General features: G+C 52.9%; 21 protein-coding genes, 1 other RNA gene, 1 pseudogene and 1 other annotated feature. Of the genes and pseudogenes, 15 read left to right on the top strand and 8 right to left on the bottom strand.

The features are described from left to right. Positions 1-62: 62 nt before the first annotated feature. The 13 genes and pseudogenes from EPYR_RS09700 to EPYR_RS09645 form a co-directional block, all read left to right on the top strand. Positions 63-609, top strand: a pseudogene (locus EPYR_RS09700) (IS110 family RNA-guided transposase); the annotation flags it as partial. A gap of 270 nt (positions 610-879) precedes the next feature. Continuing rightward, complete coding sequence (gene thrS, locus EPYR_RS09695) at positions 880-2,808, top strand: threonine--tRNA ligase (RefSeq protein WP_012668227.1); 1,929 nt, start codon at positions 880-882, stop codon at positions 2,806-2,808. Between the two features lie 3 nt (positions 2,809-2,811). Then, positions 2,812-3,363, top strand: coding sequence for a translation initiation factor IF-3 (gene infC / locus EPYR_RS09690; RefSeq protein WP_071819175.1), 552 nt, complete (start codon positions 2,812-2,814; stop codon positions 3,361-3,363). Between the two features lie 92 nt (positions 3,364-3,455). Further along, positions 3,456-3,653, top strand: a complete 198-nt coding sequence (gene rpmI / locus EPYR_RS09685) for a 50S ribosomal protein L35 (RefSeq protein WP_004157374.1) — start codon at positions 3,456-3,458, stop codon at positions 3,651-3,653. A gap of 76 nt (positions 3,654-3,729) precedes the next feature. Continuing rightward, positions 3,730-4,086 carry a 50S ribosomal protein L20 gene (rplT, locus tag EPYR_RS09680; protein ID WP_004157375.1) on the top strand — a complete coding sequence of 119 codons (357 nt, stop codon included), beginning with the start codon at positions 3,730-3,732 and terminating at the stop codon, positions 4,084-4,086. A 138-nt stretch (positions 4,087-4,224) separates the two neighbouring features. Next, positions 4,225-4,349 (top strand) — a sequence feature (Phe leader region). After that, positions 4,231-4,275: a pheST operon leader peptide PheM gene (gene pheM / locus EPYR_RS20365; protein WP_193353801.1), complete on the top strand. Its 45-nt coding sequence runs from the start codon at positions 4,231-4,233 to the stop codon at positions 4,273-4,275. (Overlaps the previous feature by 45 nt.) Before the next feature lie 88 nt (positions 4,350-4,437). Continuing rightward, a complete protein-coding gene (pheS, locus tag EPYR_RS09675; RefSeq protein WP_012668226.1) occupies positions 4,438-5,421 on the top strand; it encodes a phenylalanine--tRNA ligase subunit alpha in 984 nt (327 codons plus the stop codon). A 15-nt stretch (positions 5,422-5,436) separates the two neighbouring features. Continuing rightward, positions 5,437-7,824 carry a phenylalanine--tRNA ligase subunit beta gene (pheT, locus tag EPYR_RS09670; protein WP_012668225.1) on the top strand — a complete coding sequence of 796 codons (2,388 nt, stop codon included), beginning with the start codon at positions 5,437-5,439 and terminating at the stop codon, positions 7,822-7,824. Positions 7,825-7,828: 4 nt separating this feature from the next. Continuing rightward, on the top strand, positions 7,829-8,128 hold the full coding sequence (gene ihfA, locus EPYR_RS09665) for an integration host factor subunit alpha (RefSeq protein ID WP_012668224.1): 300 nt from the start codon (positions 7,829-7,831) through the stop codon (positions 8,126-8,128). A gap of 280 nt (positions 8,129-8,408) precedes the next feature. Next, positions 8,409-9,035, top strand: coding sequence for a hypothetical protein (locus EPYR_RS09660; protein WP_012668223.1), 627 nt, complete (start codon positions 8,409-8,411; stop codon positions 9,033-9,035). 310 nt (positions 9,036-9,345) lie between these two features. Next, complete coding sequence (locus EPYR_RS09655; RefSeq protein WP_012668222.1) at positions 9,346-9,891, top strand: glutathione peroxidase; 546 nt, start codon at positions 9,346-9,348, stop codon at positions 9,889-9,891. 243 nt (positions 9,892-10,134) lie between these two features. Beyond that, positions 10,135-10,593 carry an NlpC/P60 family protein gene (locus EPYR_RS09650; protein WP_012668221.1) on the top strand — a complete coding sequence of 153 codons (459 nt, stop codon included), beginning with the start codon at positions 10,135-10,137 and terminating at the stop codon, positions 10,591-10,593. Between the two features lie 460 nt (positions 10,594-11,053). After that, positions 11,054-12,493, top strand: a complete 1,440-nt coding sequence (locus EPYR_RS09645; protein WP_012668220.1) for a protein adenylyltransferase SelO — start codon at positions 11,054-11,056, stop codon at positions 12,491-12,493. On the opposite strand, the gene EPYR_RS09640 is transcribed toward EPYR_RS09645, so the two are convergent. From EPYR_RS09640 to ppsR, 5 genes are all read right to left on the bottom strand, one after another. Continuing rightward, a complete protein-coding gene (locus EPYR_RS09640; protein ID WP_012668219.1) occupies positions 12,490-13,269 on the bottom strand; it encodes a heme ABC transporter ATP-binding protein in 780 nt (259 codons plus the stop codon). The two genes, EPYR_RS09645 and EPYR_RS09640, sit on opposite strands and share 4 nt — an antisense overlap. Next, a complete protein-coding gene (locus EPYR_RS09635; protein ID WP_012668218.1) occupies positions 13,262-14,260 on the bottom strand; it encodes a FecCD family ABC transporter permease in 999 nt (332 codons plus the stop codon). Before EPYR_RS09635 ends, EPYR_RS09640 begins: the two co-directional genes overlap by 8 nt. Next, positions 14,257-15,123 carry a heme/hemin ABC transporter substrate-binding protein gene (locus EPYR_RS09630; protein ID WP_014538977.1) on the bottom strand — a complete coding sequence of 289 codons (867 nt, stop codon included), beginning with the start codon at positions 15,121-15,123 and terminating at the stop codon, positions 14,257-14,259. The genes EPYR_RS09635 and EPYR_RS09630 overlap by 4 nt, the downstream gene beginning before the upstream one ends. Next, positions 15,075-16,106, bottom strand: a complete 1,032-nt coding sequence (locus EPYR_RS09625) for a hemin-degrading factor (RefSeq protein WP_012668216.1) — start codon at positions 16,104-16,106, stop codon at positions 15,075-15,077. The genes EPYR_RS09630 and EPYR_RS09625 overlap by 49 nt, the downstream gene beginning before the upstream one ends. Before the next feature lie 365 nt (positions 16,107-16,471). Beyond that, positions 16,472-17,305: a posphoenolpyruvate synthetase regulatory kinase/phosphorylase PpsR gene (gene ppsR / locus EPYR_RS09620; protein ID WP_012668215.1), complete on the bottom strand. Its 834-nt coding sequence runs from the start codon at positions 17,303-17,305 to the stop codon at positions 16,472-16,474. Between the two features lie 471 nt (positions 17,306-17,776). On the opposite strand from ppsR, the gene ppsA reads away from it, so the two are divergent. Continuing rightward, positions 17,777-20,152 carry a phosphoenolpyruvate synthase gene (ppsA, locus tag EPYR_RS09615; RefSeq protein WP_012668214.1) on the top strand — a complete coding sequence of 792 codons (2,376 nt, stop codon included), beginning with the start codon at positions 17,777-17,779 and terminating at the stop codon, positions 20,150-20,152. 83 nt (positions 20,153-20,235) lie between these two features. Here ppsA and rprA read toward each other — a convergent pair. Together rprA and ydiK are read right to left on the bottom strand one after the other, a co-directional pair. Further along, an RNA gene (gene rprA / locus EPYR_RS19205) (antisense sRNA RprA) lies at positions 20,236-20,345 on the bottom strand. A 262-nt stretch (positions 20,346-20,607) separates the two neighbouring features. Next, positions 20,608-21,732: an AI-2E family transporter YdiK gene (ydiK, locus tag EPYR_RS09610; protein WP_012668213.1), complete on the bottom strand. Its 1,125-nt coding sequence runs from the start codon at positions 21,730-21,732 to the stop codon at positions 20,608-20,610. A 240-nt stretch (positions 21,733-21,972) separates the two neighbouring features. On the opposite strand from ydiK, the gene ydiJ reads away from it, so the two are divergent. Further along, positions 21,973-25,023: a D-2-hydroxyglutarate dehydrogenase YdiJ gene (gene ydiJ / locus EPYR_RS09605; RefSeq protein ID WP_012668212.1), complete on the top strand. Its 3,051-nt coding sequence runs from the start codon at positions 21,973-21,975 to the stop codon at positions 25,021-25,023. Positions 25,024-25,185: 162 nt separating this feature from the next. Here the strand turns inward: ydiJ and EPYR_RS09600 are convergent, their stop codons facing one another. Beyond that, entirely contained in the window at positions 25,186-25,590 is a 405-nt protein-coding gene (locus EPYR_RS09600) for a hypothetical protein (RefSeq protein WP_012668211.1), read from the bottom strand. Between the last annotated feature and the right edge of the window lie 366 nt (positions 25,591-25,956).

Genomic DNA, 25,956 nt, shown 5'->3' with positions numbered 1-25,956 from the left:
ATGGTCCCCACCCCCTGGGAGCGGTACGCTGACAGGTTTTTTTCTTTTTGGAGAAGGGCATAATGCAAAACGCTACGCTTATTGGTATCGATCCCGGCAGGCAGTTTTTCCTCGTTCGCTGGCAGTGATAAATCAGGCGCAGTATTACTGCGCAAAAAGTTTACCTGTACCAAACTCATTGAGTTTCTGGCAGGCTGCACATCGGCTACCGTTGTGATGAAAGCCTGCGCCGGTGCCCATTTTATGGCTCGCCGGATCGCTGATTTAGGCCATGAGGTAAAATTGATTTTTCCGCAGTTCGTCCCCCCTTTTGTTAAAAGCAACAAGAACGATTTTGTCGATGCGGAAGCNATATGCGAAGCTGCATCCCGTCCCTCGATGCGATTTGTGCAACCACGAACCGAAGCTCAGCAGGCTGTGCGGGTACTTCACCGGGTGAGGAAATCGCTGGTCAGAGATAAAGTCAAAACGGCCCATCAAATGCAGGCGTTTTTGCTGGAATTCGGCATCAGTATGCCGATCGGAGCCGCAGTGATAAAATGACTTTCAACAGTCCTTGCAGAGAACGAACTTCCTCCCTGTCTGGCACCGTTGCTGATGCGCTTACATGCTACCCTGTCGGACAGCTCGCCAGCGGGTTTACGTTGATGACACATTTGTGCTCTAAAGACCTGCCCGTGCAATTGATGTCCGTGAAGTGTAAGATAGACGCCCGGCGAAAGTGTTAGGCGTATGCCCACTTTCGGAATATGTGTACCAAACAGATGACCAAACGGGCAAATGTGAGTCGGTTTCAAGTAACACTGTTTGATGTATAAACAAAAACTAAATTTGTATGTAGCCTTACGTGTGGGTTACCACTGCAATTAAGGATGTTTCATGCCTGTAATTACGCTTCCTGATGGAAGTCAGCGCTCGTTTGACCACGCAGTCAGCGTGATGGATATTGCCCTTGATATAGGCCCCGGACTGGCGAAAGCCTGTATCGCCGGGCGCGTCAATGGCGAACTGGTGGATGCGGTGGATCCAATTGCGTCAGACGCCAGCGTGGCGATTATCACTGCTAAAGATGAAGCCGGTCTGGAAATTATTCGTCACTCCTGTGCCCATCTGCTGGGGCATGCGATCAAACAACTGTGGCCTGATACCAAAATGGCTATCGGCCCGGTTATCGACAACGGTTTCTACTATGACGTTGATATCGATCGCACGCTGACTCAGGAAGATATAGAGCAGCTGGAAAAACGCATGCACCAGCTGGCAGAGACAAATTATGACGTGATCAAGAAAAATGTCAGCTGGCAGGAAGCTCGCGATGCTTTTGCCGCTCGTGGTGAAAACTACAAAATGACTATTCTGGATGAAAACATCAGTCATGACGATCGTCCGGGTCTGTATCACCATCAAGAATATGTTGATATGTGCCGTGGTCCGCACGTACCGAACATGCGCTTCTGCCATCATTTCAAACTGCAGAAAATTTCCGGCGCATACTGGCGCGGCGACAGCAGCAACAAGATGCTGCAGCGTATCTATGGCACCGCATGGGCAGATAAGAAACAGCTGGCGGCCTATCTGTTGCGCATTGAAGAGGCCGCCAAACGCGATCACCGTAAAATTGGTAAGCAGCTTGACCTGTATCATATGCAGGAAGAGGCACCGGGCATGGTATTCTGGCACAACGACGGCTGGACCATATTCCGTGAGCTGGAAGTGTTTGTGCGTACCAAGCTGAAAGAGTACCAGTACCAGGAAGTGAAAGGTCCATTTATGATGGACCGCGTGCTGTGGGAAAAAACCGGCCACTGGGATAACTACAAAGAGGCGATGTTTACCACCTCTTCTGAGAACCGTGAATATTGCATCAAACCGATGAACTGCCCGGGACATGTGCAAATTTTCAATCAGGGTCTGAAGTCCTATCGCGACCTGCCATTGCGTATGGCTGAGTTTGGAAGCTGCCATCGTAATGAGCCATCAGGTGCGCTACATGGCCTGATGCGCGTGCGCGGCTTTACCCAGGATGATGCTCATATCTTCTGTACCGAAGAGCAGGTGCGCGATGAGGTTAACAGCTGCATAAAAATGGTGTACGACACCTACAGCACCTTCGGCTTTGAAAAGATTGTGGTGAAACTCTCAACGCGCCCTGAAAAGCGTATTGGTAGCGACGATCTGTGGGATCGTTCAGAAGCCGACCTGGCCGCTGCGCTTAAAGAAAACGATATTCCGTTCGAATATCAGCCGGGCGAGGGCGCTTTCTACGGTCCGAAAATCGAATTTACCTTACATGACTGTCTCGACCGTGCATGGCAGTGTGGTACCGTACAGCTGGACTTCTCGCTGCCGGGCCGTTTGAATGCGTCTTATGTGGGTGAAAGTAATGAGCGCCAGGTGCCGGTGATGATTCACCGTGCCATACTGGGGTCCATGGAGCGCTTTATCGGAATATTAACCGAAGAGTATGCCGGTTTCTTCCCAACCTGGCTGGCTCCGGTACAAGTTGTGGTGATGAATATCACCGATGGTCAGTCCGAATATGTTGCAGAATTGACCCGAAAACTGCAAAATGCGGGCATTCGAGCAAAAGCGGACTTGAGAAACGAGAAGATTGGCTTTAAAATCCGCGAGCATACCTTACGTCGTGTGCCTTATATGTTGGTCTGTGGTGATAAAGAGGTGGAAGCTGGCAAAGTGGCCGTTCGCACCCGCCGCGGTAAAGACTTGGGCAGCATTGACGTAAACGAAGCGATAGCGAAGCTGCAGGATGAAATCCGCAGTCGCAATCTTCATCAATTGGAGGAATAAAGTATTAAAGGCGGAAAACGAGTTCAACCGGCGCGTCCTAATCGCATAAATAGAGAAATTCGCGCTACTGAGGTTCGTCTGACTGGCGTCGATGGCGAACAGATTGGTATTGTCAGTCTGAATGAAGCTTTGGAAAAAGCTGAAGAAGCAGGTGTTGATCTGGTCGAGATCAGCCCTAACGCCGAACCGCCCGTTTGTCGTATAATGGACTACGGCAAGTTCCTTTATGAAAAAAGCAAATCTTCTAAGGAACAGAAGAAAAAGCAAAAAGTTATCCAGGTTAAGGAAATTAAATTCCGTCCTGGTACCGATGATGGCGACTATCAGGTAAAACTACGCAACCTGATTCGCTTTCTGGAAGATGGCGATAAAGCCAAAATCACGCTGCGTTTTCGTGGGCGTGAAATGGCGCACCAGCAGATCGGTATGGAAGTGCTTAACCGCGTCCGTAAAGATCTGTGTGAAGATATCGATCTGGCTGTTGTCGAATCCTTCCCTACGAGGATCGAAGGCCGCCAGATGATCATGGTGCTCGCTCCCAAGAAGAGGCAGTAGGCCCTAAAGTCATCGCACCTCGTACTTCGGTGCGCGGTGCAGTGCGCCTGTCTGGTTCATTTTATTAACAATGCGAAGTGGATATTTTTTAAATGCCAAAGATTAAAACTGTACGTGGCGCGGCCAAGCGCTTCAAGAAGACCGCCTCTGGCGGCTTCAAGCGTAAGCACGCTAACCTGCGTCATATTCTGACTAAAAAATCTACTAAGCGTAAACGCCACCTACGTCCTAAAGGTATGGTGTCTAAAGGCGATCTGGGTCTGGTCATTGCCTGCCTGCCGTACGCATAAGTAACCCTTTTTTAGTACCCGACGGAATTCGTTACGAAGGATGAAGGGCAAAACAGAATATAAACAGGAGAGCTAAATGGCTCGTGTAAAACGTGGTGTAGTTGCTCGCGCACGTCACAAAAAAATCTTAAAACAAGCTAAAGGCTACTACGGTGCGCGTTCACGCGTTTACCGCGTTGCTTTCCAGGCTGTCATTAAAGCGGGTCAGTATGCTTACCGTGACCGTCGTCAACGTAAGCGCCAGTTCCGCCAGCTGTGGATTGCGCGTATCAACGCTGCAGCCCGCACTAACGGAATCTCTTACAGCCGTTTCATCAATGGCCTGAAAAAGGCTTCGATCGAAATCGACCGTAAGATTCTGGCTGACATCGCCGTATTCGACAAAGCAGTATTCGCTGCTCTGGTTGAAAAAGCGAAATCAGCACTGGCATAAGCCAGATTGAAGAGGGGGCCTGGCTCCCTCTTTTTTATCTTTCTTGATTTTGTCGATGTAACTTCAGCAAAATATTGACATTTTTATCCACTGGCTTTCCAATAGACCGCAACGATATCGAGAATGCAACAAGGTAAAGCAACCATGAACGCTGCTGTTTTTCGTTTCTCTTTTTACTTTAGCACCTGACCATCGGGAGCTTTGCGCTTAGAAAAGAAACGAAAAATCGCGCTGAAAGCCTCCCTCGTGGAGGCTTTTTTCGTTGTGTATCAATGAAATACAGTGATTATCGGGCGACTATACGTCCTGACACAAAACAGACCGGCCCTGTGGCTGGAAGAAGAGGAAAGCATGTCACATCTCGCAGACCTGGTGGCGAGCGCGCAAGCCGCCATCAATGATGCTCAGGATGTCGCCGCGTTAGAAAACGTTCGCGTCGAATACCTGGGTAAAAAAGGGCATCTCACGCTCCAGATGACCACCTTGCGTGAACTGCCAGCGGAAGAACGTCCGGCGGCAGGTGCGGTGATCAATGAAGCTAAACAGCAGGTACAGGATGCGCTAAATGCGCAAAAAAATGCGCTGGAGTCTGCGGCAATGCACGCGCGTCTGGCGCAGGAAACAATCGACGTTTCGCTGCCCGGACGCCGGATAGAGAACGGGGGATTGCATCCGGTCACCCGAACCATCGAACGTATCGAAACCTTTTTCGGCGAGTTGGGGTTCTCGGTTGAAACCGGCCCGGAAATTGAAGACGACTACCACAACTTTGATGCGTTAAATATCCCCGGGCATCATCCTGCTCGCGCCGATCACGATACCTTCTGGTTTGATGCCACTCGCCTGCTGCGTACCCAGACCTCTGGTGTACAGATCCGCACGATGAAAAATCAGCAGCCACCGATCCGCGTCATCGCACCCGGCCGCGTGTATCGTAACGATTACGATCAAACCCACACGCCAATGTTCCACCAGATGGAAGGCCTGATTGTTGATAAGAACATCAGCTTTACCAATCTTAAAGGCACATTGCATGATTTCCTGAACAACTTCTTTGAAGAAGATTTGCAGGTGCGTTTCCGCCCATCCTACTTCCCGTTTACCGAACCCTCCGCCGAAGTGGACGTGATGGGTAAAAATGGCAAATGGCTGGAAGTGCTCGGCTGCGGAATGGTCCATCCGAACGTACTGCGTAACGTGGGAATTGACCCGGAAGTATATTCCGGCTTCGCGTTTGGCATGGGAATGGAGCGTCTGACCATGCTGCGTTATGGCGTGACGGATCTGCGTGCTTTCTTCGAGAACGATCTACGTTTCCTCAAACAGTTTAAATAAGGGCGGGTAAAACCAATGAAATTCAGTGAACTCTGGTTACGTGAATGGGTCAACCCGGCCATTGACAGTGCAGCGCTTTCCGATCAAATCACCATGGCCGGTCTGGAAGTGGATGGAGTGGATGCTGTTGCCGGTGCTTTTCACGGCGTGGTGATCGGTGAAGTGGTCGAATGCGCTCAGCATCCTAATGCTGACAAATTACGCGTCACTAAAATCAATGTGGGCGGCGACCGCCTGCTGGATATCGTCTGTGGTGCGCCAAACTGCCGTCAGGGGCTGAAAGTGGCCGTGGCGACCGTGGGTGCGGTGCTGCCCGGTGACTTTAAAATTAAAGCCGCCAAACTGCGTGGCGAGCCGTCCGAAGGCATGCTGTGCTCATTCTCAGAACTGGGGATCTCCGTCGAGCAGGACGGGATCATCGAGCTGCCGCTGAATGCGACAATCGGCGCTGATATGCGTGAATATCTTCAGCTGGATGATAACACCATTGAGATTAGCGTGACGCCAAACCGTGCAGACTGTCTGGGCATTATCGGCGTTGCTCGCGATGTCGCCGTACTGAACAGACTGCCGCTGAATGAAGCGGTTATAGCGCCTGTGGCAGCAACGTTGCCGGATACCTTACCCATCCGCGTGGATGCACCACAAGCCTGTCCGCGTTACCTTGGGCGGGTAGTCAAAGGCGTCAATGTGAAAGCGCCTACCCCGTTATGGATGAAGGAAAAACTGCGTCGCTGCGGCATTCGCTCGATCGATCCGGTTGTTGACATCACCAACTATGTTTTACTGGAACTCGGTCAGCCGATGCATGCCTTTGACCTCGACCGCATCGATGGCGGTATCGTGGTGCGCCAGGCTGAAGAAGGTGAAACGCTGAAGCTGCTGGACGGTAGCGAAGCCAAACTGAGTAGTGATACGCTGGTGATTGCCGATGAGCAGAAAGCATTGGCGATGGCGGGTATCATCGGCGGTGAAAATTCCGGCGTAAGCCCGCAGACGCAAAACGTGCTGTTCGAATGCGCTTTCTTCAGCCCGCTGTCCATTACCGGGCGCGCACGCCGACATGGCCTGCATACCGATGCTTCTCATCGCTACGAACGTGGCGTTGACCCGATGCTGCAATACAAAGCTATCGAACGTGCTACCCGCCTGTTGCTGGATATCTGCGGCGGCGCAGCAGGACCGGTCATTGATGTGACTGCTGAAGCCGCCTTACCGCAGCGCAGCACCATCACCCTGCGCCGTGAAAAGCTGGATCGTCTTATCGGGCATGTGATTGCTGACGCAGAGGTGAGTGATATTCTGCGTCGCCTTGGCTGTGATGTCATCGAAGGACAGGGCGAATGGCAGGCTGTTGCGCCGAGCTGGCGCTTCGACCTGTCTATTGAAGAGGATCTGGTGGAGGAAGTCGCGCGTATCTTCGGCTACGACAATATTCCTGATGTGCCGGTACACGCCGGTCTGGTGATGACCAGACATCGCGAAGCTGACCTGTCGCTGAAACGCGTAAAAGCATTGCTGGTGGACAAAGGATATCAGGAAGCGATTACCTACAGCTTTGTTGACCCCAAAGTTCAGGCGCAGCTGCACCCAGGCGAAGCTAACCTGGTATTGCCAAGCCCAATATCGGTAGAGATGTCAGCGATGCGTTTATCGCTGTGGAGCGGCCTGCTCGCAGCAGTAGCTTATAACCAGAACCGCCAACAGTCACGCGTGCGCCTGTTCGAAAGTGGATTGCGCTTCGTACCGGATACGCAGGCTAACCTCGGCATTCGCCAGGATGTCATCCTGGCAGGGGTGATCGCTGGTCATCGCAATGAAGAACACTGGGATCTGGCGCGCGACGCGGTAGATTTCTATGATTTAAAAGGTGATTTAGAATCTGTTCTGGAGCTAACCGGTAAGCTTGATGACATCCGGTTCGTTGCGGCGGCCAATCCGGCACTGCATCCTGGCCAGAGCGCCGGGATTTATTTACACGGCGAGCACATTGGCTTTATCGGTGTGGTGCATCCGGAACTGGAGCGCAAGCTGGGTCTTAATGGCCGTACGGTCGTGTTCGAATTACTGTGGAACAAGGTTGCAGACCGCGTCCTGCCTGATGCCAGTGCGGTTTCGCGCTTCCCGGCAAACCGCCGTGATATCGCGGTGGTCGTTGCCGAAAACGTGCCGGCAGCAGATATCGTCACAGAGTGTAAGAAAGTTGGCGCAAATCAGGTAGTTGGCGTAAACTTATTTGACGTGTACCGTGGTAAGGGCGTAAATGAAGGTTTTAAGAGCCTCGCTATCAGCCTGATTTTACAAGATACCAGCCGTACACTCGAAGAAGAGGAGATTGCCGCTACCGTTGCAAAATGTGTAGAGGCACTAAAAGAGCGATTCCAAGCATCCTTGAGGGATTGAACCTATGGCGCTTACAAAAGCTGAAATGTCTGAATACCTGTTTGAAAAGCTCGGGCTTAGCAAACGTGATGCCAAAGAGCTGGTGGAGCTGTTTTTTGAAGAAGTGCGTCGTGCTTTGGAAAATGGTGAACAGGTCAAACTGTCAGGATTTGGCAACTTCGACCTTCGCGACAAAAATCAACGTCCGGGAAGAAATCCTAAAACGGGTGAAGATATTCCTATCACGGCTCGCCGGGTAGTCACGTTCCGACCAGGACAGAAATTAAAAAGCCGGGTCGAGAACGCCACGCCGGATGAAGATTAACTACCGTCGTTCAAAAGGCCGCGCAAGCGGCCTTTTTTATACCCGACATATCAAAACTTTACCCTTATTATCAGCAGTTTACCTGCGATATAAATCCTTTCAATCCTGGTGTTTTGAGCAGAAGGTATATCACATCCTTCCGGGTTTGCTTTCTCGCCACGCAGCATGAATTCGCACCAGTCCGTTACAGTCCTGCGGTATAAACCAAAATTGATTATGTGCGGGTGCGGCTGTACACTGACAGCCAGACTCATTTTTCATTTTGTAAGCGGGGTAGGCAGTGCCGACAAAGTTGGTAAATGCTACAAAGGTTAACGAGGTTTTCGCTCATTTGAACGAAGGTCAGGATAACCGCGCCCTTTACTCCCAGCTTTCTAATGGTCAAGAAATTACCATCAAAGGTCTTACGGTCTCACCTGGCTACCGAATTGTACGCATTGACGACCGCCTGGAAGACAAAATTACACAGAGTCACTTCGAGCTGGCATTGATTAACGATGTTTCCGAAGATGTGGCGTATTACAACCGGGTGCTGATCCAGCCTGATAGTTTTCTCAACTGTCGTCCAGTGACACAGGTTCTTGTGCGGAGAACACAGAAACGCCAACACAGAAAAGAGCTTCACGACTTGGCCGGGCTGGTTTTCTTGAGTTACCTGCTTGAGAAATATGATGTGATCGTCTCTGACATGAACCAGACGCATGACGGTATGTCTTTCTGGCAGGCTCGTATGTATTACGCATTAGCATATGGGCTAAAAGTCTGTGCTTATGACATGCTGACATGTGAATTGCATGAGATTAAGACCGATGATGAAGTCGGGCATTACGAGCAATGGCTTTGGGGTGATCCGGCGCATTATAAAAACAGGCTGGCAATTATCTCAACGTTAGAACTTTCATCATGATGCGCCATGTTCGCGGATTTTGCATTGCTTGTGCAGATCTCAAGCTCAGTTTGTTCGTATGCCCGTGATGAAGCCTCTGGTAGCGTCTATACTGGAGGAACAATAAACCACCTGCGGGTGGTTTTTTTACGGCAGATCTGCCCGTCCGATAGGTCAATGCGCGTAAAAGCTAAAATCAGGGTAGCGACGCAAGGTGTCAACGGCAGCCGCAGTGACGCTGCGTAACTGAACGCTGAAATTAATCTGTCGTCACTGCGCTGCCGCCCACTGACGGGGTGCAGTGGTGTCTGTCAGCAAAACTGGAGAAACAATGAATCTGTATGAAACCGAACTGATGACGCTGGACGGCGAGAAAACCAGTCTGGCCCAGTGGCAGGGAGACGTGCTGCTGGTGGTAAACGTGGCTTCAAAATGTGGGCTAACACCGCAGTATGAAGCGTTGGAGCATTTACAGAAGACGCTGCACCATCAGGGGCTGACGGTACTGGGATTCCCTTGCAATGCCTTTCTGGAGCAGGAGCCGGGCAGCGAAGCCGAAATAAAAACGTTTTGTCGCACCACCTACGGTGTGACCTTCCCGATGTTTAGCAAAATCAATGTTAACGGCCCGCAGCGGCACCCACTTTACGCGCAGCTGATAGCGGCCCAGCCTGAAGCTACCGCGCCTGAAAACAGCGGATTTGCTGAACGTATGGCCAGTAAAGGTCGTGCGCCGAAACAGTATGGTGATGTCCTGTGGAACTTCGAGAAGTTTCTCATCGCTCGGGATGGACGGGTAGTTGCACGTTTCTCTCCTGATATGGCGCCCAACGATCCGCTGCTGCTGGCCTCGGTCGAAAAGGCGCTGGCCAAATAAGCATTGCCGCGCATGACGGATGTTGCCATTTTTCTGTTCCTGACGCCGGTATGCCATGATCTTACAAGATGAAAACGGCCAGACAATACCCCTGGCCGCACCGGAAACGGCCCACCTCCGGCTGCCTTTATTGATGCAAAATTCAGCCCAGGCTTTTGATACCAGATGAATATCAGGCAAATGTTGCTACCCGACGGGTTTTACCGCTAAATTAACGTCCTGGACGATAAAGGACCGTGCATCATGCGTTATTACCTGGTGTTGATAGTGATGATTCTGGCTGGCTGCAGTAGCCATGCCCCTGCACCAAATGCAAAACTTTCCGATTCTGTTGCCGTTATTGCCCAATTGGACGATCAGCTTGACCAGTGGCGCGGTGCGCCATACCGCTATGGCGGCATGAATCGCGGCGGAGTTGATTGTTCAGGCTTTGTCTATCTGACATTTCGCGAGCGCTTCAATTTGCAGCTACCGCGAACAACTTCAGCACAAACCGATATTGGCACCCGCATTGACAAATCACAGCTGTTACCCGGAGATCTGGTTTTTTTCAAAACAGGCAGAGGTAAAAACGGACTGCATGTTGGCATATACGATACTGACAGTCATTTTATTCATGCCTCTACCCGCAAGGGGGTGACGCGATCGTCGCTGGATAATGTCTACTGGCGAAAAGTTTTCTGGCAGGCAAGGCGTATTTGATCTCATTCAGATGAACCGCGTTGCCGCATTTAACGTCATTTGATATCTATCTGCCTTGCCAGCGTTATGCCGCGAATTCCCTCTAAGTACACCTGGCACGACTTCAACAATTCAATGTGGCTATAAATGCTAACAGGACGCTGGCTGAAACCCTTCTTGCCGGTGATATCCGGTCAGGGCTGAGTGAAGAATTCAACTGAGTCCTTAACCATCAGGGTACGGAACGGGCAAGGTCGAAAGCCGTTTTAGACAATTTGTTTGACCTTATCAAGCCTCACTATCAGGAAATGGTGGTGTAAGCGACATATCAATCGCAGCATGCCGGAAACACCTGGCAATGGTCAGCGCCGATGAGGCAATAACCCTGTAAAACCTCGGTGTTTACTCCTCTGCCATCGCTTTACACTAACCGGATTGTGTCGCCGCCGGGGCTGTTCCCGGTGGCGCCTGGAGAAGCGGCATGAAATTTAATAATACCTGGTATAACGAGCTGAACGGTTGTTACACCGCACTGCAACCCACGCCGCTGAAAAACGCGCGTCTGCTGTATCACAATGCCGGGCTGGCCCGAGAGCTGGGGCTGGATGAACGCCTGTTCAATGCACAAAATGCGGGTTTGTGGGGCGGTGAACGTTTACCCGACGGCATGCAGCCGCTGGCACAGGTCTACAGCGGGCATCAGTTTGGCGTCTGGGCAGGGCAGCTGGGTGACGGACGTGGGATGTTGCTAGGTGAGCAGCAGCTGCCCGACGGGCGGAAATTTGACTGGCATTTGAAAGGGGCCGGTCTGACGCCCTATTCGCGTATGGGCGATGGCCGGGCGGTATTGCGCTCGACGCTGCGCGAGTTTATTGCCGGTGAGGCAATGCACCATCTTGGCATCGCCACTTCGCGGGCGCTGACGGTGGTGGGCAGCGACGAGCCGGTATACCGTGAAACGACGGAAACCGGCGCGATGCTGCTGCGCGTGGCGGAAAGCCATGTGCGGTTTGGTCATTTCGAGCACTTTTACTATCAGGGGCAGCCGGAAAAAGTCACCCAGCTGGCTGACTATGTCATTCGCCACCACTGGCCACAGTGGGTGCAGGAGCGCGACAAATATCTGCTGTGGTTCAGCGATGTGGTGCAACGCACCGCGCGGCTGATCGCTGGCTGGCAGAGCATCGGTTTTGCTCACGGGGTGATGAATACCGACAATATGTCGATCCTCGGCCTGACGCTTGATTACGGCCCCTTCGGTTTTCTCGACGACTACCAGCCTGAGTTTATCTGTAATCATTCCGACCATCAGGGCCGCTACAGCTTCGAAAATCAACCCATGATCGGCCTGTGGAACCTGAATCGCCTGGCTCATGCGCTGTCAGGATTGATGAGTCCACAGCAGCTTGAACAGGCGTTGGCCGGTTATGAGCCAGAATTGATGCGGTGCTGGGGTGAAAAGATGCGTGCCAAACTGGGGCTGCTTATCCCAGGGAAAGACGACAATCATATTCTTACCGGATTACTGTCGCTGATGACCCGGGAAGGCAGTGATTACACGCGCACATTTCGTCAGCTTAGCCAGAGTGAGCAACTGCAGTCGCGATCGCCCCTGCGTGATGAGTTTATCGACCGCGACGCCTTCGACAGCTGGTATAACGTCTGGCGTCAGAGGTTGTTAAAAGAAGAATGCAGCGACGAAGAGCGCCAGCGAACAATGAAACTGGCGAATCCGGCGCTGATATTGCGTAATTATCTGGCGCAGCAGGCGATAGAACGGGCTGAACAGGAGGATATCAGCGTGCTGGCGCGACTGCATCAGGCCCTGTCGCGGCCCTATGACGAGGCGCCCGAGTTTGCCGATCTGGCGCGCCGCCCACCTGATTGGGGAAAAAAGCTGGAAGTTAGCTGCTCCAGCTAACGCAGCAGCGCCACCTGAGGCACCCTTTCGCTAAGATGCGGGTGCACCAGCACCTCGGCCTGATACCAGCGGGTTATCATGGCTTCGTTTATCACCTGGTACGGCTTACCCTGCGCCACCAGCCGCCCGTCCGCCAACAACATGACGCGATCGGACCACAGGGCGGCGAGATTCAGATCGTGCAGCACACAGCAGACGCTGACGGGGTATTGCTGCGTTAACTGAGAGAGCAGGCGCAATAAATGCTGCTGGTGATAGAGATCCAGTGCTGAAGTTGGCTCATCGAGGAACAGCCAGCCGCATGGCCCATCCTGTCGCCACAGCTGGGCCAGCGCACGAGCCAGCTGAACCCGCTGCTGTTCCCCACCGGAAAGCTGTAAATAGTCACGGTTGGCCAATTCATCACAACCCGTCAGAGCCATCACCTGTTCCACCACCGGTTTGACCGCTTGTTGTGGCCAAGGCGCGCGCCCCATCGCCACCACGTCGGCCACACTAAGTGAGAAAGCCATGCTGCTTTGCTGGCGCATCACCGCCCGCAGCTGGGCCAGCTGGCCGGGAGACCATTGTGCCAGCGGTTGATTATTCAACAGACAGTGACCGCGTTGAGGCGTGAGAAACCCGCTTAACAGGCGAAGCAGCGTCGACTTGCCGGCACCGTTAGGCCCGATCAGCGACACCAGTTCGCCCGGGTGCAGGCTCAGCGAGACGTCATCCGTCAACCGGCGATGTCCCCGGCGGTAGCCTAATTGACACGCGGTGAGCACATCAGCCATGTGAACCCCCCTGACGCAAAATCAGCCACAGGAAACAGGGGCCACCAATCAGACTGGTCAACAAACCTACCGGCATCTCTGCAGGAGCCACCAGTGTGCGGGCGAGGGTATCGGCCAGCAGCAGCAGGATTGCGCCACTAAGCAGTGAAGAGGGCAGCAGCCAGCGGTGATCGCCGCCGAGACAAAAGCGCATCAGATGCGGCACCACCAGGCCAATAAAACCAATCACCCCGCTGACCGCAACGGCAGACGCCACCAGCAAAGCGCTCAGCACCAGCAGATAACGTTGAGTGCGCGCAACGTCGACCCCGAGGTAATGAGCATCTTCATCCCCAAGTTGCAGCAGGTTAAGACGTTGTGCCAGGCGTTGTACCAGAAACATACACGGCAGTACAACGGAGGCACAGGTCAACACCGTCGGCCACTGTGCCTGACTGAGGCTGCCCATGCCCCAAAGTGAAAGCTGGCGCAGCTGCTGATCATTGCTCAGCCATGACAGCACGCCGACTGCTGCACCGCACAGGGCGTTTATCGCAATGCCCACCAGCAGCAAACGGCTCAGCGCGCTGGCTCCTTTGCGGCTTAGCATAAAGATGATCAGCGTCATGGTCAGGCTGCCAATGAATGCGGCCAGCAGCGGCAGATAGAGCATCAGTGCGCCGGGCAAAGACAGGGGGATCACAATCGAGATGGCTACCGCCAGTGCGGCCCCGCTACTGATGCCCAACAGACCGGGGTCGGCCAGCGGATTACGGAACAAGCCCTGCATCACACAGCCGGATAATGCCAGCGCACCGCCGACCAGCATCGCCAACAGCACGCGCGGCAGACGGATGCTAAACCAGATTTGCCACAGGCTGCTGTCGCTGCCCGCCTGCCATAACATTGGCAGCGACAGTTTCATCGCACCCGAGTTTGCGGCGCCAAGCGCCAAAATAAGCAGCAGGAGAAACAGCACACACAGCCAGATCGGGGAACGCGCTGAATTCATGGCAGAGCTTCCGCAGCCTGACGTAATTGACCGATCGCCGCCGGGGTATCAATACCAAAACCCATCAGCGCCATATCATCGACAATCAACAGCTGCTGTGCCTGCCCGGCTGGCGTCAATGCGATACCGGGCAGCTTCCACAGATTTTCAGCTCCGCCCAATGTGCGTATTCCGTCAGTGGTGGCGACAATCAACTGCGGCGCGCTGGCTATCAGCCCTTCCTGGGATAAGGGCTGATAGCGCTGAATAGCCGCCATGGCATTCTGCAATCCGGCAGCGCGGATCGCTGTATCGGCAGCAGTGCCGCTGCCTGCACCCAACGGGGTCATTCCCTGATGCGTGACAATAAACAGCACTTTTACCGGCAGGGGTTCAGTCGTTAAGCGGTTCAGCTGGCTGGTGATTTTTCCCTGTAGTCGCTGACCCGCGGCTTCTCGATGCAGAACGGTGGCAATGGTACCGATCTTTTCTTTGATTGCAGCGATGCTGGGTTGCCCGGTGATCGTCACCACTTGCACGCCATTCTGTTCAAGCTGCCGTAAGGCCAGTGCCGGCTTCGCCAGTTCGCTGGCGATAACCAGAGTGGGTTTCAGTGCGAGAATGCCCTCCGCATTCAGCTGGCGCATATAGCCAACGTCAGGCAGTTTCTGCACCACGGTGGGATGCAGGCTGGTGCTGTCACGAGCAACCAGATCCTGTTGCGCATCGAGGGCGTAAATAATCTGGGTAACGTCTCCACCTATGCTGATGATGCGTTCTGTCGCGGTCACGGAGAAGGTCAGTAATAAGGTCAGCAAGGTGAGTAAGCTGGCTTTCATACGGCCATACCATCGGCAGCCAGGCAGGCGAGCTGTTGACGCCATGTGGATTGCTCCGGCTGGCCCTCACTGCGCTGTCCATAAAGCTGGGCGATCTGCGTGCCGTCGGCGGCAAACAGTTCGAGGCTGGTGACGATACCGTCTGCGGTGGGTTTACGGGTGATCCAGCTTTCGGCGATATGTTGCGCCTGCACATGCAGAGTAAAGGCCGGATTGAAGACGTTTAGCCAGTTGTCCACCGGCATCAGCTTTTCAATTTTGCCGGTGAAGATCTGCGTGCAGGCACGATTGCCGACAAAGATCATAATCTCGTTACCCTGCTGCTGTACGGTCTCCAGCAGAAAAGAGAGCGACTGATTGCCAACCCGCTGTGCCAAATCATCACTGACCGCATGGAACATCTGCTGACGGGAGACGTCATATTTTTTTAGCAGGCGGAAGAATTGATGTACGTCTGTCATCGCACGCCACTCCTTTTCTGCCTGATCCACATCCCATTCCGCTGCAAAACGGGCCGCAACGGCGGGAGTGACGCTGAACGCAGCCCCGGCATGGTGGCGGAATTTGGCCATCAGCTGTTGCCAGGCTTCAGCGTGGGTGTTATCGGTGGCGTAGACTTTCAGCACCGCATCGCCATGCAGGTCAAAAAACTGAATGCTCTGGTGCGCGCCATGCCCGGAGGTATCCTGCACATGCCAGACGCTGGCCCACTGGTTGACGAACACGCGCAGGTCAAGAGCGCGCGGGTTGAGCACCATCCCCGCATGATCGCTGATATGAACATGGCTGAAAACGCCCAGATGCTCATGCACGGCATATTCATTACGGGTAACGCATTTGGTTTCCCCCACGGTTTCCAGAGCGTGTAACAGTTCACGCATCTCCGGACGCAGTGGCTGTGCCTGGTGTCCGACGCGAGCCGCGACCAGCTCTGCCTCGCTAATCCCCATTAATACGGCCAGTTCACGGGCGTATTTCTTCGGGTATTGTGCTTTAAGTTCCAAAAAGCGCTGATAGCGTGTTGTCATTTTCGTAGTCCTTACAAAAGGGTAGCGGGCTGTCCATTTATGGAATGATAATCATTATCAACAAAACCGAGCGGCGTGCAAGTAAAAATAGTGGGGTAAAACAGGGATGGAAGAGAAGCAGGCGGGCTGACCGGGCAGGTCAGCCTTACCCATTAAAAGCGGCTATCAACGGCACAGGCCAGCGGCGGTAACGCTTTGGCGCTGTCTTGCCCACCCAGGCAGGGACCGGTGATTGATTGACCGTCAATCAGCGGCATGCCGTGAAATAGTGGCGTTCACCTCAAGCCAGGCGTGATAATTACAACCGTCGACAAGTGGAAGTCACGTTAATTTCTGCACGGGGGGTGTCCTGTGTTATCCGGCGTTCAGTACATGCGGCGCGACAGGTTCATGATATCGAGAATTTTGGTGGCAATTTCTTCCACCGAATAGTTGGTACTGTTCAGATAGCGAATCTGATGGGTGCGAAACAGCGCTTCTACTTCGCCGACTTCGAGACGGCACTGACGTAGCGAAGCATAGCGGGTATTTTCCGCTCGCTCCTGACGAATGGTAGCCAGGCGCTCCGGATCGATGGTCAGGCCGAAAAGCTTATGCTGGAAAGGTTTCAAGGCCGCTGGCAGTTTAAGGTTATCCATATCATCGGCGATGAATGGGTAATTAGCCGCCCGTATACCGAACTGCATCGCCAGATAGAGACTGGTAGGCGTTTTACCGCAGCGTGATACCCCCAACAGGATCACCTGGGCATCTTCCAGGCCACGCAAAGAGATGCCGTCATCGTGAGCGAGGGTATAATCAATGGCGGCAATACGTGCGTCGTACTTGCCAAGATTGCCTGCGGTAAGTCCGTGCGTACGATTAGCAACCGGTGCCGGGTGCAATCCCAGCTCCTGCTGTAGCGGGCCTACCAGAGACTGAACGATATCCTGACAGAAGCCGTCACTTTGCAAGATGATATCGCGTATGACCGGCGTCACGATGGAGATAAACACCAGCGGACGTAAGCCACTTTGCTGGTAAAGTGCGTCGATCTGGGCTTTAACCGCCTGCGCGCGCTGTACCGTTTCAACAAACGGCAGAGTCACGCTCTGCATAGCGACAGGAAATTGCGACATGACTGCATGGCCCAGCACTTCAGCCGTAATGGCCGTGCCATCAGAAATATAAAAAACACTGCGTTCGGCGCTCACGTCCATCTTATCTCCGGGTAGGTTTATTGGTTCAGACTAAGTGAAATTCACCACCTGAGGCAAATCGGTGCAGGGCAGGAAGAAAAAATAAAAAAATCATTATAACAGGATATGAAATTTTCATTTTAAATAAATGCGGAAATATAAGCGGGTTAAAGGAATATGCCGTAAAATTTTTGTTTACTATGCCTTTTCATCGCCGTTTTTTAAAAAATCATGCTGATAAGGAATTATCTTCGTTAAGTGAAGAATTACCCTGTCATTCAACGGTAAATTTCTGCAATGATATGTTTGTAAAGGTTTTATTTAAAATCCAGTTCGTCTGAAATGCGGCTATTTAAACGGACAATTCTTAAAGTTATTATTTTTTCCAGCCAGAACGATTCAACGCTTTATCTCCCCCTTTCATCTGTGCCAGTCTCATAAAGTCACACTGTACCCTTATATTCCTCATTACTTCTTACAAGGATTGCATCAATGTCCAATAAAGGCGAAGTGCCGCTCGTGCTCTGGTATAACCAGCTAGGTATGCACGATGTCGATCGGGTGGGGGGAAAAAATGCCTCCCTGGGTGAAATGATCACTAACTTGTCATCGTTGGGCGTCTCGGTACCCAATGGTTTTGCGACAACATCAGCAGCGTTCAACCTGTTTCTCGATCAAAGCGGCGTCAATCAGCGTATCTATGAGCTGCTGGATAAAACCAATATTGATGATGTTGATGAGCTGGCAAAAGCGGGTAAGCAAATACGGCAATGGGTGATTGAAACGCCGTTCCAGCCCGAACTGGAACAGGCAATCCACACGGCCTATAACCAGCTGTCTGCTGATGATAGCGGGGCCTCGTTTGCCGTGCGTTCTTCCGCCACGGCAGAGGATATGCCGGACGCCTCATTCGCCGGTCAGCAGGAAACCTTCCTTAATGTGCAGGGCTACGATGCGGTGCTGGAAGCGGTTAAACACGTTTTTGCTTCCCTGTTTAACGATCGGGCTATCTCTTACCGGGTGCATCAGGGCTACGATCACCGTGGCGTGGCGCTGTCGGCAGGCATACAGCGCATGGTGCGTTCAGATCTCGCTTCTTCCGGCGTGATGTTTACTATCGATACCGAATCGGGCTTTGATCGGGTAGTGTTTATCACCGCCGCACACGGTCTTGGCGAAATGGTGGTTCAGGGAGCGGTAAACCCGGATGAATTCTACGTGCATAAACCGACGCTGGCAGCCGGGCGACCAGCCATCGTACGCCGCACGATGGGGTCGAAGAAGATCCGTATGGTCTACGCTGATTCGCAGCAGCACGGCGAGCAGGTGAGAATTGAAGATGTCCCGCAAGCCGATCGCGACCGCTTCTGCCTGAGTGATAAAGAAGTCGAAGCGCTGGCTTTGCAGGCGGTGCAGATTGAAAAGCATTATCAGCGCCCGATGGATATTGAATGGGCAAAAGATGGCCATACCGGCAAGCTGTTTATTGTTCAGGCACGTCCGGAAACGGTGCGCTCCAACGGCCAGGTGATGGAGCGCTATACGCTGCAGGCTAAGGGCAAAGTGGCGGTGGAAGGACGTGCTATCGGCCATCGCATCGGTGCCGGCGAGGTGAAGGTCATTCACGATATCAGCGAAATGAACCGCATCGAAAAAGGTGACGTGCTGGTGACGGATATGACTGACCCGGACTGGGAACCGATCATGAAGAAGGCTGCGGCGATTGTCACCAATCGTGGTGGACGCACCTGCCATGCTGCCATTATCGCCCGTGAGCTGGGCATCCCTGCCGTGGTTGGCTGCGGCAATGCGACGGAAATATTGCGCGATGGCCATAAAGTCACCGTTTCCTGTGCGGAGGGAGATACGGGCTACGTGTATCATGATCTTCTCGACTTCGAGGTCAAAAGCTCTCAGGTTGATGAAATGCCGACATTGCCGCTGAAAATTATGATGAACGTCGGCAACCCGGATCGCGCTTTTGATTTTGCCTGTCTGCCAAATGAGGGTGTCGGGCTTGCTCGTCTGGAATTTATCATCAATCGCATGATCGGCGTTCACCCGAAAGCGCTGCTGGAATTTGATCGGCAGACCCCGGAGTTGCAGCAGCAGATCCGTGACATGATGAAAGGCTTTGACGATCCGCTGGAATTCTATATTGGTCGCCTGACCGAAGGGATCGCTACTCTTGGCGCTGCCTTTGCACCGAAGCGGGTTATTGTGCGTTTGTCAGACTTCAAAACAAACGAATATGCCAACCTTGTGGGCGGAGAACGTTACGAACCGGAAGAGGAAAACCCGATGCTGGGCTTCCGTGGCGCCGGGCGTTATATCGCTGACAGCTTCCGTGACTGTTTTGCCCTCGAATGTGCGGCGGTGAAACGCGTGCGCAATGAAATGGGGTTGACCAACGTCGAAATTATGGTGCCGTTCGTGCGTACTGTGGCACAGGCACAGGCGGTGGTAGAAGAACTGGAGCGGCAGGGGCTGAAGCGCGGTGAGAACGGGCTGAAGATTATGATGATGTGTGAAATACCCTCCAATGCGCTGCTGGCGGATCGGTTCCTGCAATTCTTTGATGGCTTCTCTATTGGCTCCAATGACATGACACAGCTGGCATTGGGGCTGGATCGTGACTCCGGCGTGGTTTCAGAACTGTTTGACGAGCGCAATGATGCGGTCAAGGCGTTACTGTCAATGGCCATCCGCGCGGCGAAAAAGCAGGGCAAATATGTGGGTATCTGTGGCCAGGGGCCATCGGATCATCAGGATTTCGCCGCATGGCTGATGGCAGAGGGCATTGATAGCCTGTCGCTGAATCCAGATACGGTGGTGCAAACCTGGCTTGGCCTTGCTGAACTGAAATAAGGCGATGTGTTAAGGAGCCGCCGGTAGGGCAGGCGGCTCTGAAAGACAGGGGCAACCGATTAACCGGCTGTCCTTTTTTTATGGCAAAAAAAAGCCCATCACAGTGGATGGGCAAAGACTACACACAGCAATTCTTTAGTTAACTCAGGGGTAAGTCTGTTAATTCAAAATCAGTGGGTAGATTTCAAAACTTGTAGCCATAGTATGAAAGGGTGTTTTTGGAGTCATTAGGAATCATCTTATTAGTTATAAACAATAATGTTTTCTCGCGCTATCACCGCCAGTTAGCAATAAAACTGAGTGAAAAATCGCCAATTTAATCCCTGAGACAAAGGAGATGGCGCAACAGGCGACGAAGAGAATGAGGCCAGTTAACCAGGCCGCTCAATGTTGCTTAAGGAAATATTCTGATTGCTAATGTTTTCGGCCAGTCGTGCTGGCCGAAAGAGGGGAAATTAGACTTTGGGCTGGTGTGAATCGGCATCAACCTCTGCCAACTCCTCAACCACATCCAGCGGGTTTTCATGAGGGGCAGGCGTTTCATGTACCCACACGGAAACAAGCCGGTAGGATATTGCCAGCACCACCGGGCCGATAAACAGCCCGATCATGCCAAAGGCGACCAGCCCGCCGATAACGCCGGAGAGGATAAGAATCATCGGCAGGTCTGCACCCATGCGAATCAGCATTGGGCGCAGCACGTTATCCAGCGTGCCCACTACGCAGCTCCAGATAAGCAGAACCGTACCCCAGGTCGTATCACCGCTCCAGTAAAGCCAGATTATCGCCGGAACCAGTACGATCAGCGGTCCCAGCTGCACCAGACACGACAGAATCATCAGCACGGTGAGGATCGTCGCAAACGGGATGCCGGAAACAGCCAGCCCGATGCCGCCGAGCACTCCCTGAACTAACGCGGTGACCACCACCCCAAGAGCCACAGCACGGATGGCTTGTGCAGCCAGCAATACTGCGGCATCACCACGGCGGGATGCCAGGCGGAACGCGAAATGACGTATTCCCAGGCCCACCTGTTCGCCACGCCAGTAGAGCAGCACGCTGAACAGCAGCATCAAACCCAGATGCATCATAAAACGCCCAAAATGCCCGGCCTGAGCAAAGAAGAAGCCGGTGGTGCGGCCAATATAGGGCTGAACCTGAGCGAGCAGCGCCGACCCTCCGCCGGCGATCAGATTATGGTAAGCCGAGTAAAGTTTTCTGCCCACCAGCGGGGTGCTCCTCAGCCAGTGTAAATCGGGCATTTGCAGATGCCCGGAACCGAGCCACGCGATCATTGGCGCACTGTTTTCAATCAGACTGTTGACCAGCAGAGCGACCGGAATAATAAAAACCAAAATCAGCAGCAGCGTCATGGTAATGACCGCCAGCGCTCGTCGCCCCCACAGCAGGCGCTGAATGTTAATCATCAGTGGCCAGGTGGCAATCACTACCATGCTGGCCCAGGCAAACCCCAGGATAAAAGGCTGAACTATCCAGAAACACGCGACGATCGTGAGGCTGATAAACAGCAGTGAAAACACGATTTGTGCTAAGTCCCAACTTTTTTGCGCGTTCTTCATCGATTAACAATAACCTCAAGTAAGATGCGATTTCTCATGCAAAATCAGCGCTCGCGCATCGGTTACGCTGAAACTGACGGGTAAATCATCCTGTGAGACAGGATCGCACGTCAGAAACGACAGATTATGCTTTTAGCACGATTTTTGAAATAACGGCAGGTGATAAAAAAATGTGATAAAACGGATAACTGCGCAGTTCAGGCAACGCAAACGATTTACTTTAACTTTGGTCTTCCGATAATGATCCCACAGATTTCCCAGGCACCGGGCCTTGAGCCGCAGGTACTGAATTTTTTGGCTGCGTTAAAACAGCAAGGTTTCAGCGGCGACACGGCTACCAGTTACGCCGACCGCCTGACCATGTCCACTGACAACAGTATTTACCAGCTGCTGCCCGATGCGGTTGTTTTCCCACGTTCAACTCACGATGTGGCCATCATAGCTCGCCTGGCGGCAGACCGCTTTGCTTCGCTGGCATTTACCCCACGCGGTGGCGGAACCGGAACCAACGGCCAGGCGCTTAATCAGGGTATCGTGGTGGATATGTCGCGCTATATGACCGGCATTCTGGACATCAATGTTGCTGAAGGATGGGTAAAAGTTGAAGCAGGCGTTGTTAAAGACCAGCTCAATGCCTGGCTGAAACCCTATGGTTATTTCTTCTCTCCCGAGCTGTCCACCAGCAATCGCGCTACGCTTGGGGGGATGATCAACACCGATGCCTCCGGACAGGGTTCGCTGGTATACGGTAAAACCTCCGACCATGTGCTGGGGTTAAAGGCGGTAATGCTGGGGGGGGATATCCTTGATACGTCGGCAATCCCGGTCAGCGAGGCAGAAGAAAAGGCTAAAAAAGCCGGCAAAGAAGGTGAAATCTATCGTGTGGTGCTGGAGCGCTGCCGCCAGCAACGTCAGCTGATTATCGAAAAATTCCCCCGTCTCAACCGCTTTCTTACCGGCTACGATCTGCGCCATGTGCTGAGTGATAACCTCGACGTAGTCGACCTGACGCGCATCCTTTGCGGGTCCGAGGGCACGCTGGCCTTTATCACCGAAGCCAAACTGGATATCACTCCGATACCTGAAGTACGCCGTCTGGTTAACATTAAATACGATTCCTTTGACTCGGCGCTGCGTAATGCGCCCCTTATGGTAGAGGCTCAAGCCCTGTCGGTGGAAACCGTCGATTCGAAGGTGCTTAATCTGGCGCGTGAAGATATCGTCTGGCATTCGGTGAGCGAGCTGATTACCGACGTAGCGGATAAAGAGATGCTGGGCCTGAACATGGTCGAATTTGCCGGCAACGACCAGGCGCTAATCGACAGCCAGGTAGCATCACTGTGCCAGCGCCTTGACAGGTTAATGTCGCAGCAGCAGGGCGGAGTGATTGGCTACCAGCTGTGCGACGATGTTTCCGGCATCGAGCGTATCTACGGCATGCGCAAAAAGGCCGTCGGGCTGCTGGGCAATGCAAAAGGCAGCGCCAAGCCTGTTCCCTTTGTGGAAGATACCTGCGTGCCACCGCAACATCTTGCTGACTATATCGTTGAGTTCCGTGCCCTGCTGGATGGCCATAACCTGAGCTACGGCATGTTTGGCCACGTTGATGCCGGGGTGTTGCACGTCCGTCCGGCGTTAGATATGTGCGACCCGCAGCAGGAACAGCTGATGAAGCAGATCTCCGATGAGGTGGTGGAACTGACCGCGCGCTACGGCGGGCTGCTATGGGGGGAACATGGCAAAGGTTTCCGCGCCGAGTACAGCCCCTCTTTCTTCGGCGAGGAGCTATATAACGAGCTAAGGCGCATCAAAACGGCCTTCGATCCGCACAACCGCCTGAATCCCGGAAAAATTTGTCCACCGCTTGGCGTCGACCATCCGATGCTCAAAGTGGATGCAATTAAACGCGGTAGTTACGACCGTCAGATACCGATCAATGTGCGTGGCGCATGGCGCGGGGCGATGGAATGCAACGGTAACGGGTTGTGCTTCAATTTTGATGTTAAAAGCCCGATGTGCCCGTCGATGAAAATCACCCGCAACCGGATGCATTCGCCTAAAGGGCGCGCTACGCTAACGCGTGAATGGCTGCGACTGTTGGTGGAGCAGGGGGTTGATCCCCTGGTGCTGGAAAAGCAGCTACCCGCCAGGGGCGTCAGCCTGCGCGGCATGATTATGCGCACCCGTAACAGCTGGCAGGCAAAGCGAGGACAATATGATTTCTCGCATGAGGTTAAAGAGGCGATGTCGGGCTGCCTGGCGTGTAAAGCCTGTTCCACGCAATGCCCGATCAAAATTGACGTCCCCGATTTCCGTTCACGTTTTTTGCAGCTGTATCACACGCGATATCTGCGCCCCGCCAGCGATTATCTGGTGGCAACGGTAGAAAGCTATGCGCCGCTGATGGCCAGAGCACCACGCACCTTTAACTTTTTCCTGCGTCAGCCGTGGGTTAAATCGTTGAGTCAGCGGTATATTGGCATGGTCGATTTGCCACTGCTGTCGTCGCCGTCCCTGAAACAGCAGCTGGCGGGTCACCGTGCACTGACAACCACGTTTGAAATGCTTGAGCAAATGACCCGCGCGCAGCGCGCAAACTGTGTGCTGGTGGTGCAGGATCCGTTCACCAGCTATTACGAAGCGCAGCTGGTGAACGATTTTGTGCAACTGATCGACAAGCTTGGCTATACCGCCGTGTTGCTGCCGTTCTCGCCGAACGGCAAAGCGCAACATATCAAGGGTTTCTTGCAGAAGTTTGCGCGTACCGCGCAAAAAACCGCAGATTTCCTTAATCGTGTGGCGCAGCTGGCAATGCCGCTGGTGGGGGTAGACCCTGCACTGGTGCTGTGCTATCGCGACGAATATAAGCACGTTCTGGGTGATAAACGCGGCGATTTCCACGTTCAGCTGGTTCATGAATGGCTTCAAAGTACGCTGGTGGTGCACGAGACGCCACCGCAGCGTGGAGAACCCTGGTACCTGTTTGGCCACTGTACGGAAGCAGCCGCGCTGCCGGGGGCGGTGAAACAGTGGGAAACGATTTTTGCCCGCTTTGGGGCCAGGCTGGAAAATGTTAGCGTGGGATGCTGTGGCATGGCCGGTACTTACGGGCACGAAACGAAAAACCTGGAAAATTCGTTGGGTATTTATCAGCTTTCCTGGCAACAGGCGTTGCAAAAACTGCCGCTGCAGCGCTGTCTGGCGACGGGCTATTCCTGTCGCAGCCAGGTCAAACGTGTGGAAGGAAGCCCTTTACGCCACCCTCTGCAGGCATTACTTCAGCTCATCTGAACCAGAAGAGGTGAGATGGCATCACCCTCTGGCAGATAGCCGCCGCGATGGTGCAAAAGCTATTTACTGCTTACCCGCGCCAGCAACGGCGCTGATTTAGTTCATAACCCCGTTCATTTCGGGGTTTTTCCCGGCAAGAGCACAAGGTATAATGTATCAGGATCACATAATCCGTGATGCGTGCTTAACAAACTCGCTTTGCAGCACGGTAGCCTTGTTCCACTCGCCGTCCAGCATCAGTTTATGACATAAACGGCTCAATGAGTGGCGTGCTAACTGCCATGCCTGCATTCGAAACAGCTGCTCTCGTGACGTGTTGCTTAATTCAATAACCAGCCGTTGATGAAGTTTACCCATTGCGTGCAGATAACTCCGATCGTCACCGTTTAGCTGGCAAAGTTCGGCCATATCCAGGCAGGTATCATTGAACTTGCGCAGCTGTTCAATTGTGCAGCCGGGGCGGTTTAACTTCGCCTCGTCCATGTAAAAGTCGACGGTGATATCACGTATGGAAAAGGTGTATTCGTCAATCTTATGTTGCAGCCACGCGCTCATCGACACAGTCATTGCGGGTTCCAGGTATGTTAATGATAATCATTATCATATTATAAATGCGACATTATTCAATCTCCGACTGCATAATATTCATCGATAAATGTCGCCTGTTGTAAAAATCGTTGAGAATGATAACCAGCGCGGCAGAAAAGAGTAGAATAAATATTCATCAGTTCTGAATAAGGGCAACAAAATAGAAACATCTTGTTTTCAACCGCTTATCTTTTGAAAAGTGTGTCCTGTCAGGCAAAGAGCAATCTGTTTTATCCGGGCTAAGCTTAAAAAAGAGCCTGCAAAAAACAATATTGCTCTTAACCCCTGCAAAACAAGAGGTTGAAGTGATACAGGTTATCACTAACATAGGGGTACTAGCCCGAA

The sequence above is a fragment of the Erwinia pyrifoliae DSM 12163 genome (assembly GCF_000026985.1).
In the GTDB taxonomy this organism is placed as follows: Bacteria; Pseudomonadota; Gammaproteobacteria; order Enterobacterales; family Enterobacteriaceae; genus Erwinia; species Erwinia pyrifoliae.
This window is presented reverse-complemented; position numbering and strand designations above follow the sequence as displayed.

Bases quoted from the DNA above. Each gene is read 5' to 3' on its own strand.
- thrS (WP_012668227.1), top strand. From the start codon at position 880: ATGCCTGTAATTACGCTTCCTGATGGAAGTCAGCGCTCGTTTGACCAC.
- rpmI (WP_004157374.1), top strand. From the start codon at position 3,456: ATGCCAAAGATTAAAACTGTACGTGGCGCGGCCAAGCGCTTCAAGAAG.
- rplT (WP_004157375.1), top strand. From the start codon at position 3,730: ATGGCTCGTGTAAAACGTGGTGTAGTTGCTCGCGCACGTCACAAAAAA.
- pheS (WP_012668226.1), top strand. From the start codon at position 4,438: ATGTCACATCTCGCAGACCTGGTGGCGAGCGCGCAAGCCGCCATCAAT.
- pheT (WP_012668225.1), top strand. From the start codon at position 5,437: ATGAAATTCAGTGAACTCTGGTTACGTGAATGGGTCAACCCGGCCATT.
- ihfA (WP_012668224.1), top strand. From the start codon at position 7,829: ATGGCGCTTACAAAAGCTGAAATGTCTGAATACCTGTTTGAAAAGCTC.
- EPYR_RS09655 (WP_012668222.1), top strand. From the start codon at position 9,346: ATGAATCTGTATGAAACCGAACTGATGACGCTGGACGGCGAGAAAACC.
- EPYR_RS09650 (WP_012668221.1), top strand. From the start codon at position 10,135: ATGCGTTATTACCTGGTGTTGATAGTGATGATTCTGGCTGGCTGCAGT.
- EPYR_RS09645 (WP_012668220.1), top strand. From the start codon at position 11,054: ATGAAATTTAATAATACCTGGTATAACGAGCTGAACGGTTGTTACACC.
- EPYR_RS09640 (WP_012668219.1), bottom strand. From the start codon at position 13,269: ATGGCTGATGTGCTCACCGCGTGTCAATTAGGCTACCGCCGGGGACAT.
- EPYR_RS09635 (WP_012668218.1), bottom strand. From the start codon at position 14,260: ATGAATTCAGCGCGTTCCCCGATCTGGCTGTGTGTGCTGTTTCTCCTG.
- EPYR_RS09630 (WP_014538977.1), bottom strand. From the start codon at position 15,123: ATGGCGTCAACAGCTCGCCTGCCTGGCTGCCGATGGTATGGCCGTATG.
- EPYR_RS09625 (WP_012668216.1), bottom strand. From the start codon at position 16,106: ATGACAACACGCTATCAGCGCTTTTTGGAACTTAAAGCACAATACCCG.
- ppsR (WP_012668215.1), bottom strand. From the start codon at position 17,305: ATGGACGTGAGCGCCGAACGCAGTGTTTTTTATATTTCTGATGGCACG.
- ppsA (WP_012668214.1), top strand. From the start codon at position 17,777: ATGTCCAATAAAGGCGAAGTGCCGCTCGTGCTCTGGTATAACCAGCTA.
- ydiK (WP_012668213.1), bottom strand. From the start codon at position 21,732: ATGAAGAACGCGCAAAAAAGTTGGGACTTAGCACAAATCGTGTTTTCA.
- ydiJ (WP_012668212.1), top strand. From the start codon at position 21,973: ATGATCCCACAGATTTCCCAGGCACCGGGCCTTGAGCCGCAGGTACTG.
- EPYR_RS09600 (WP_012668211.1), bottom strand. From the start codon at position 25,590: ATGACTGTGTCGATGAGCGCGTGGCTGCAACATAAGATTGACGAATAC.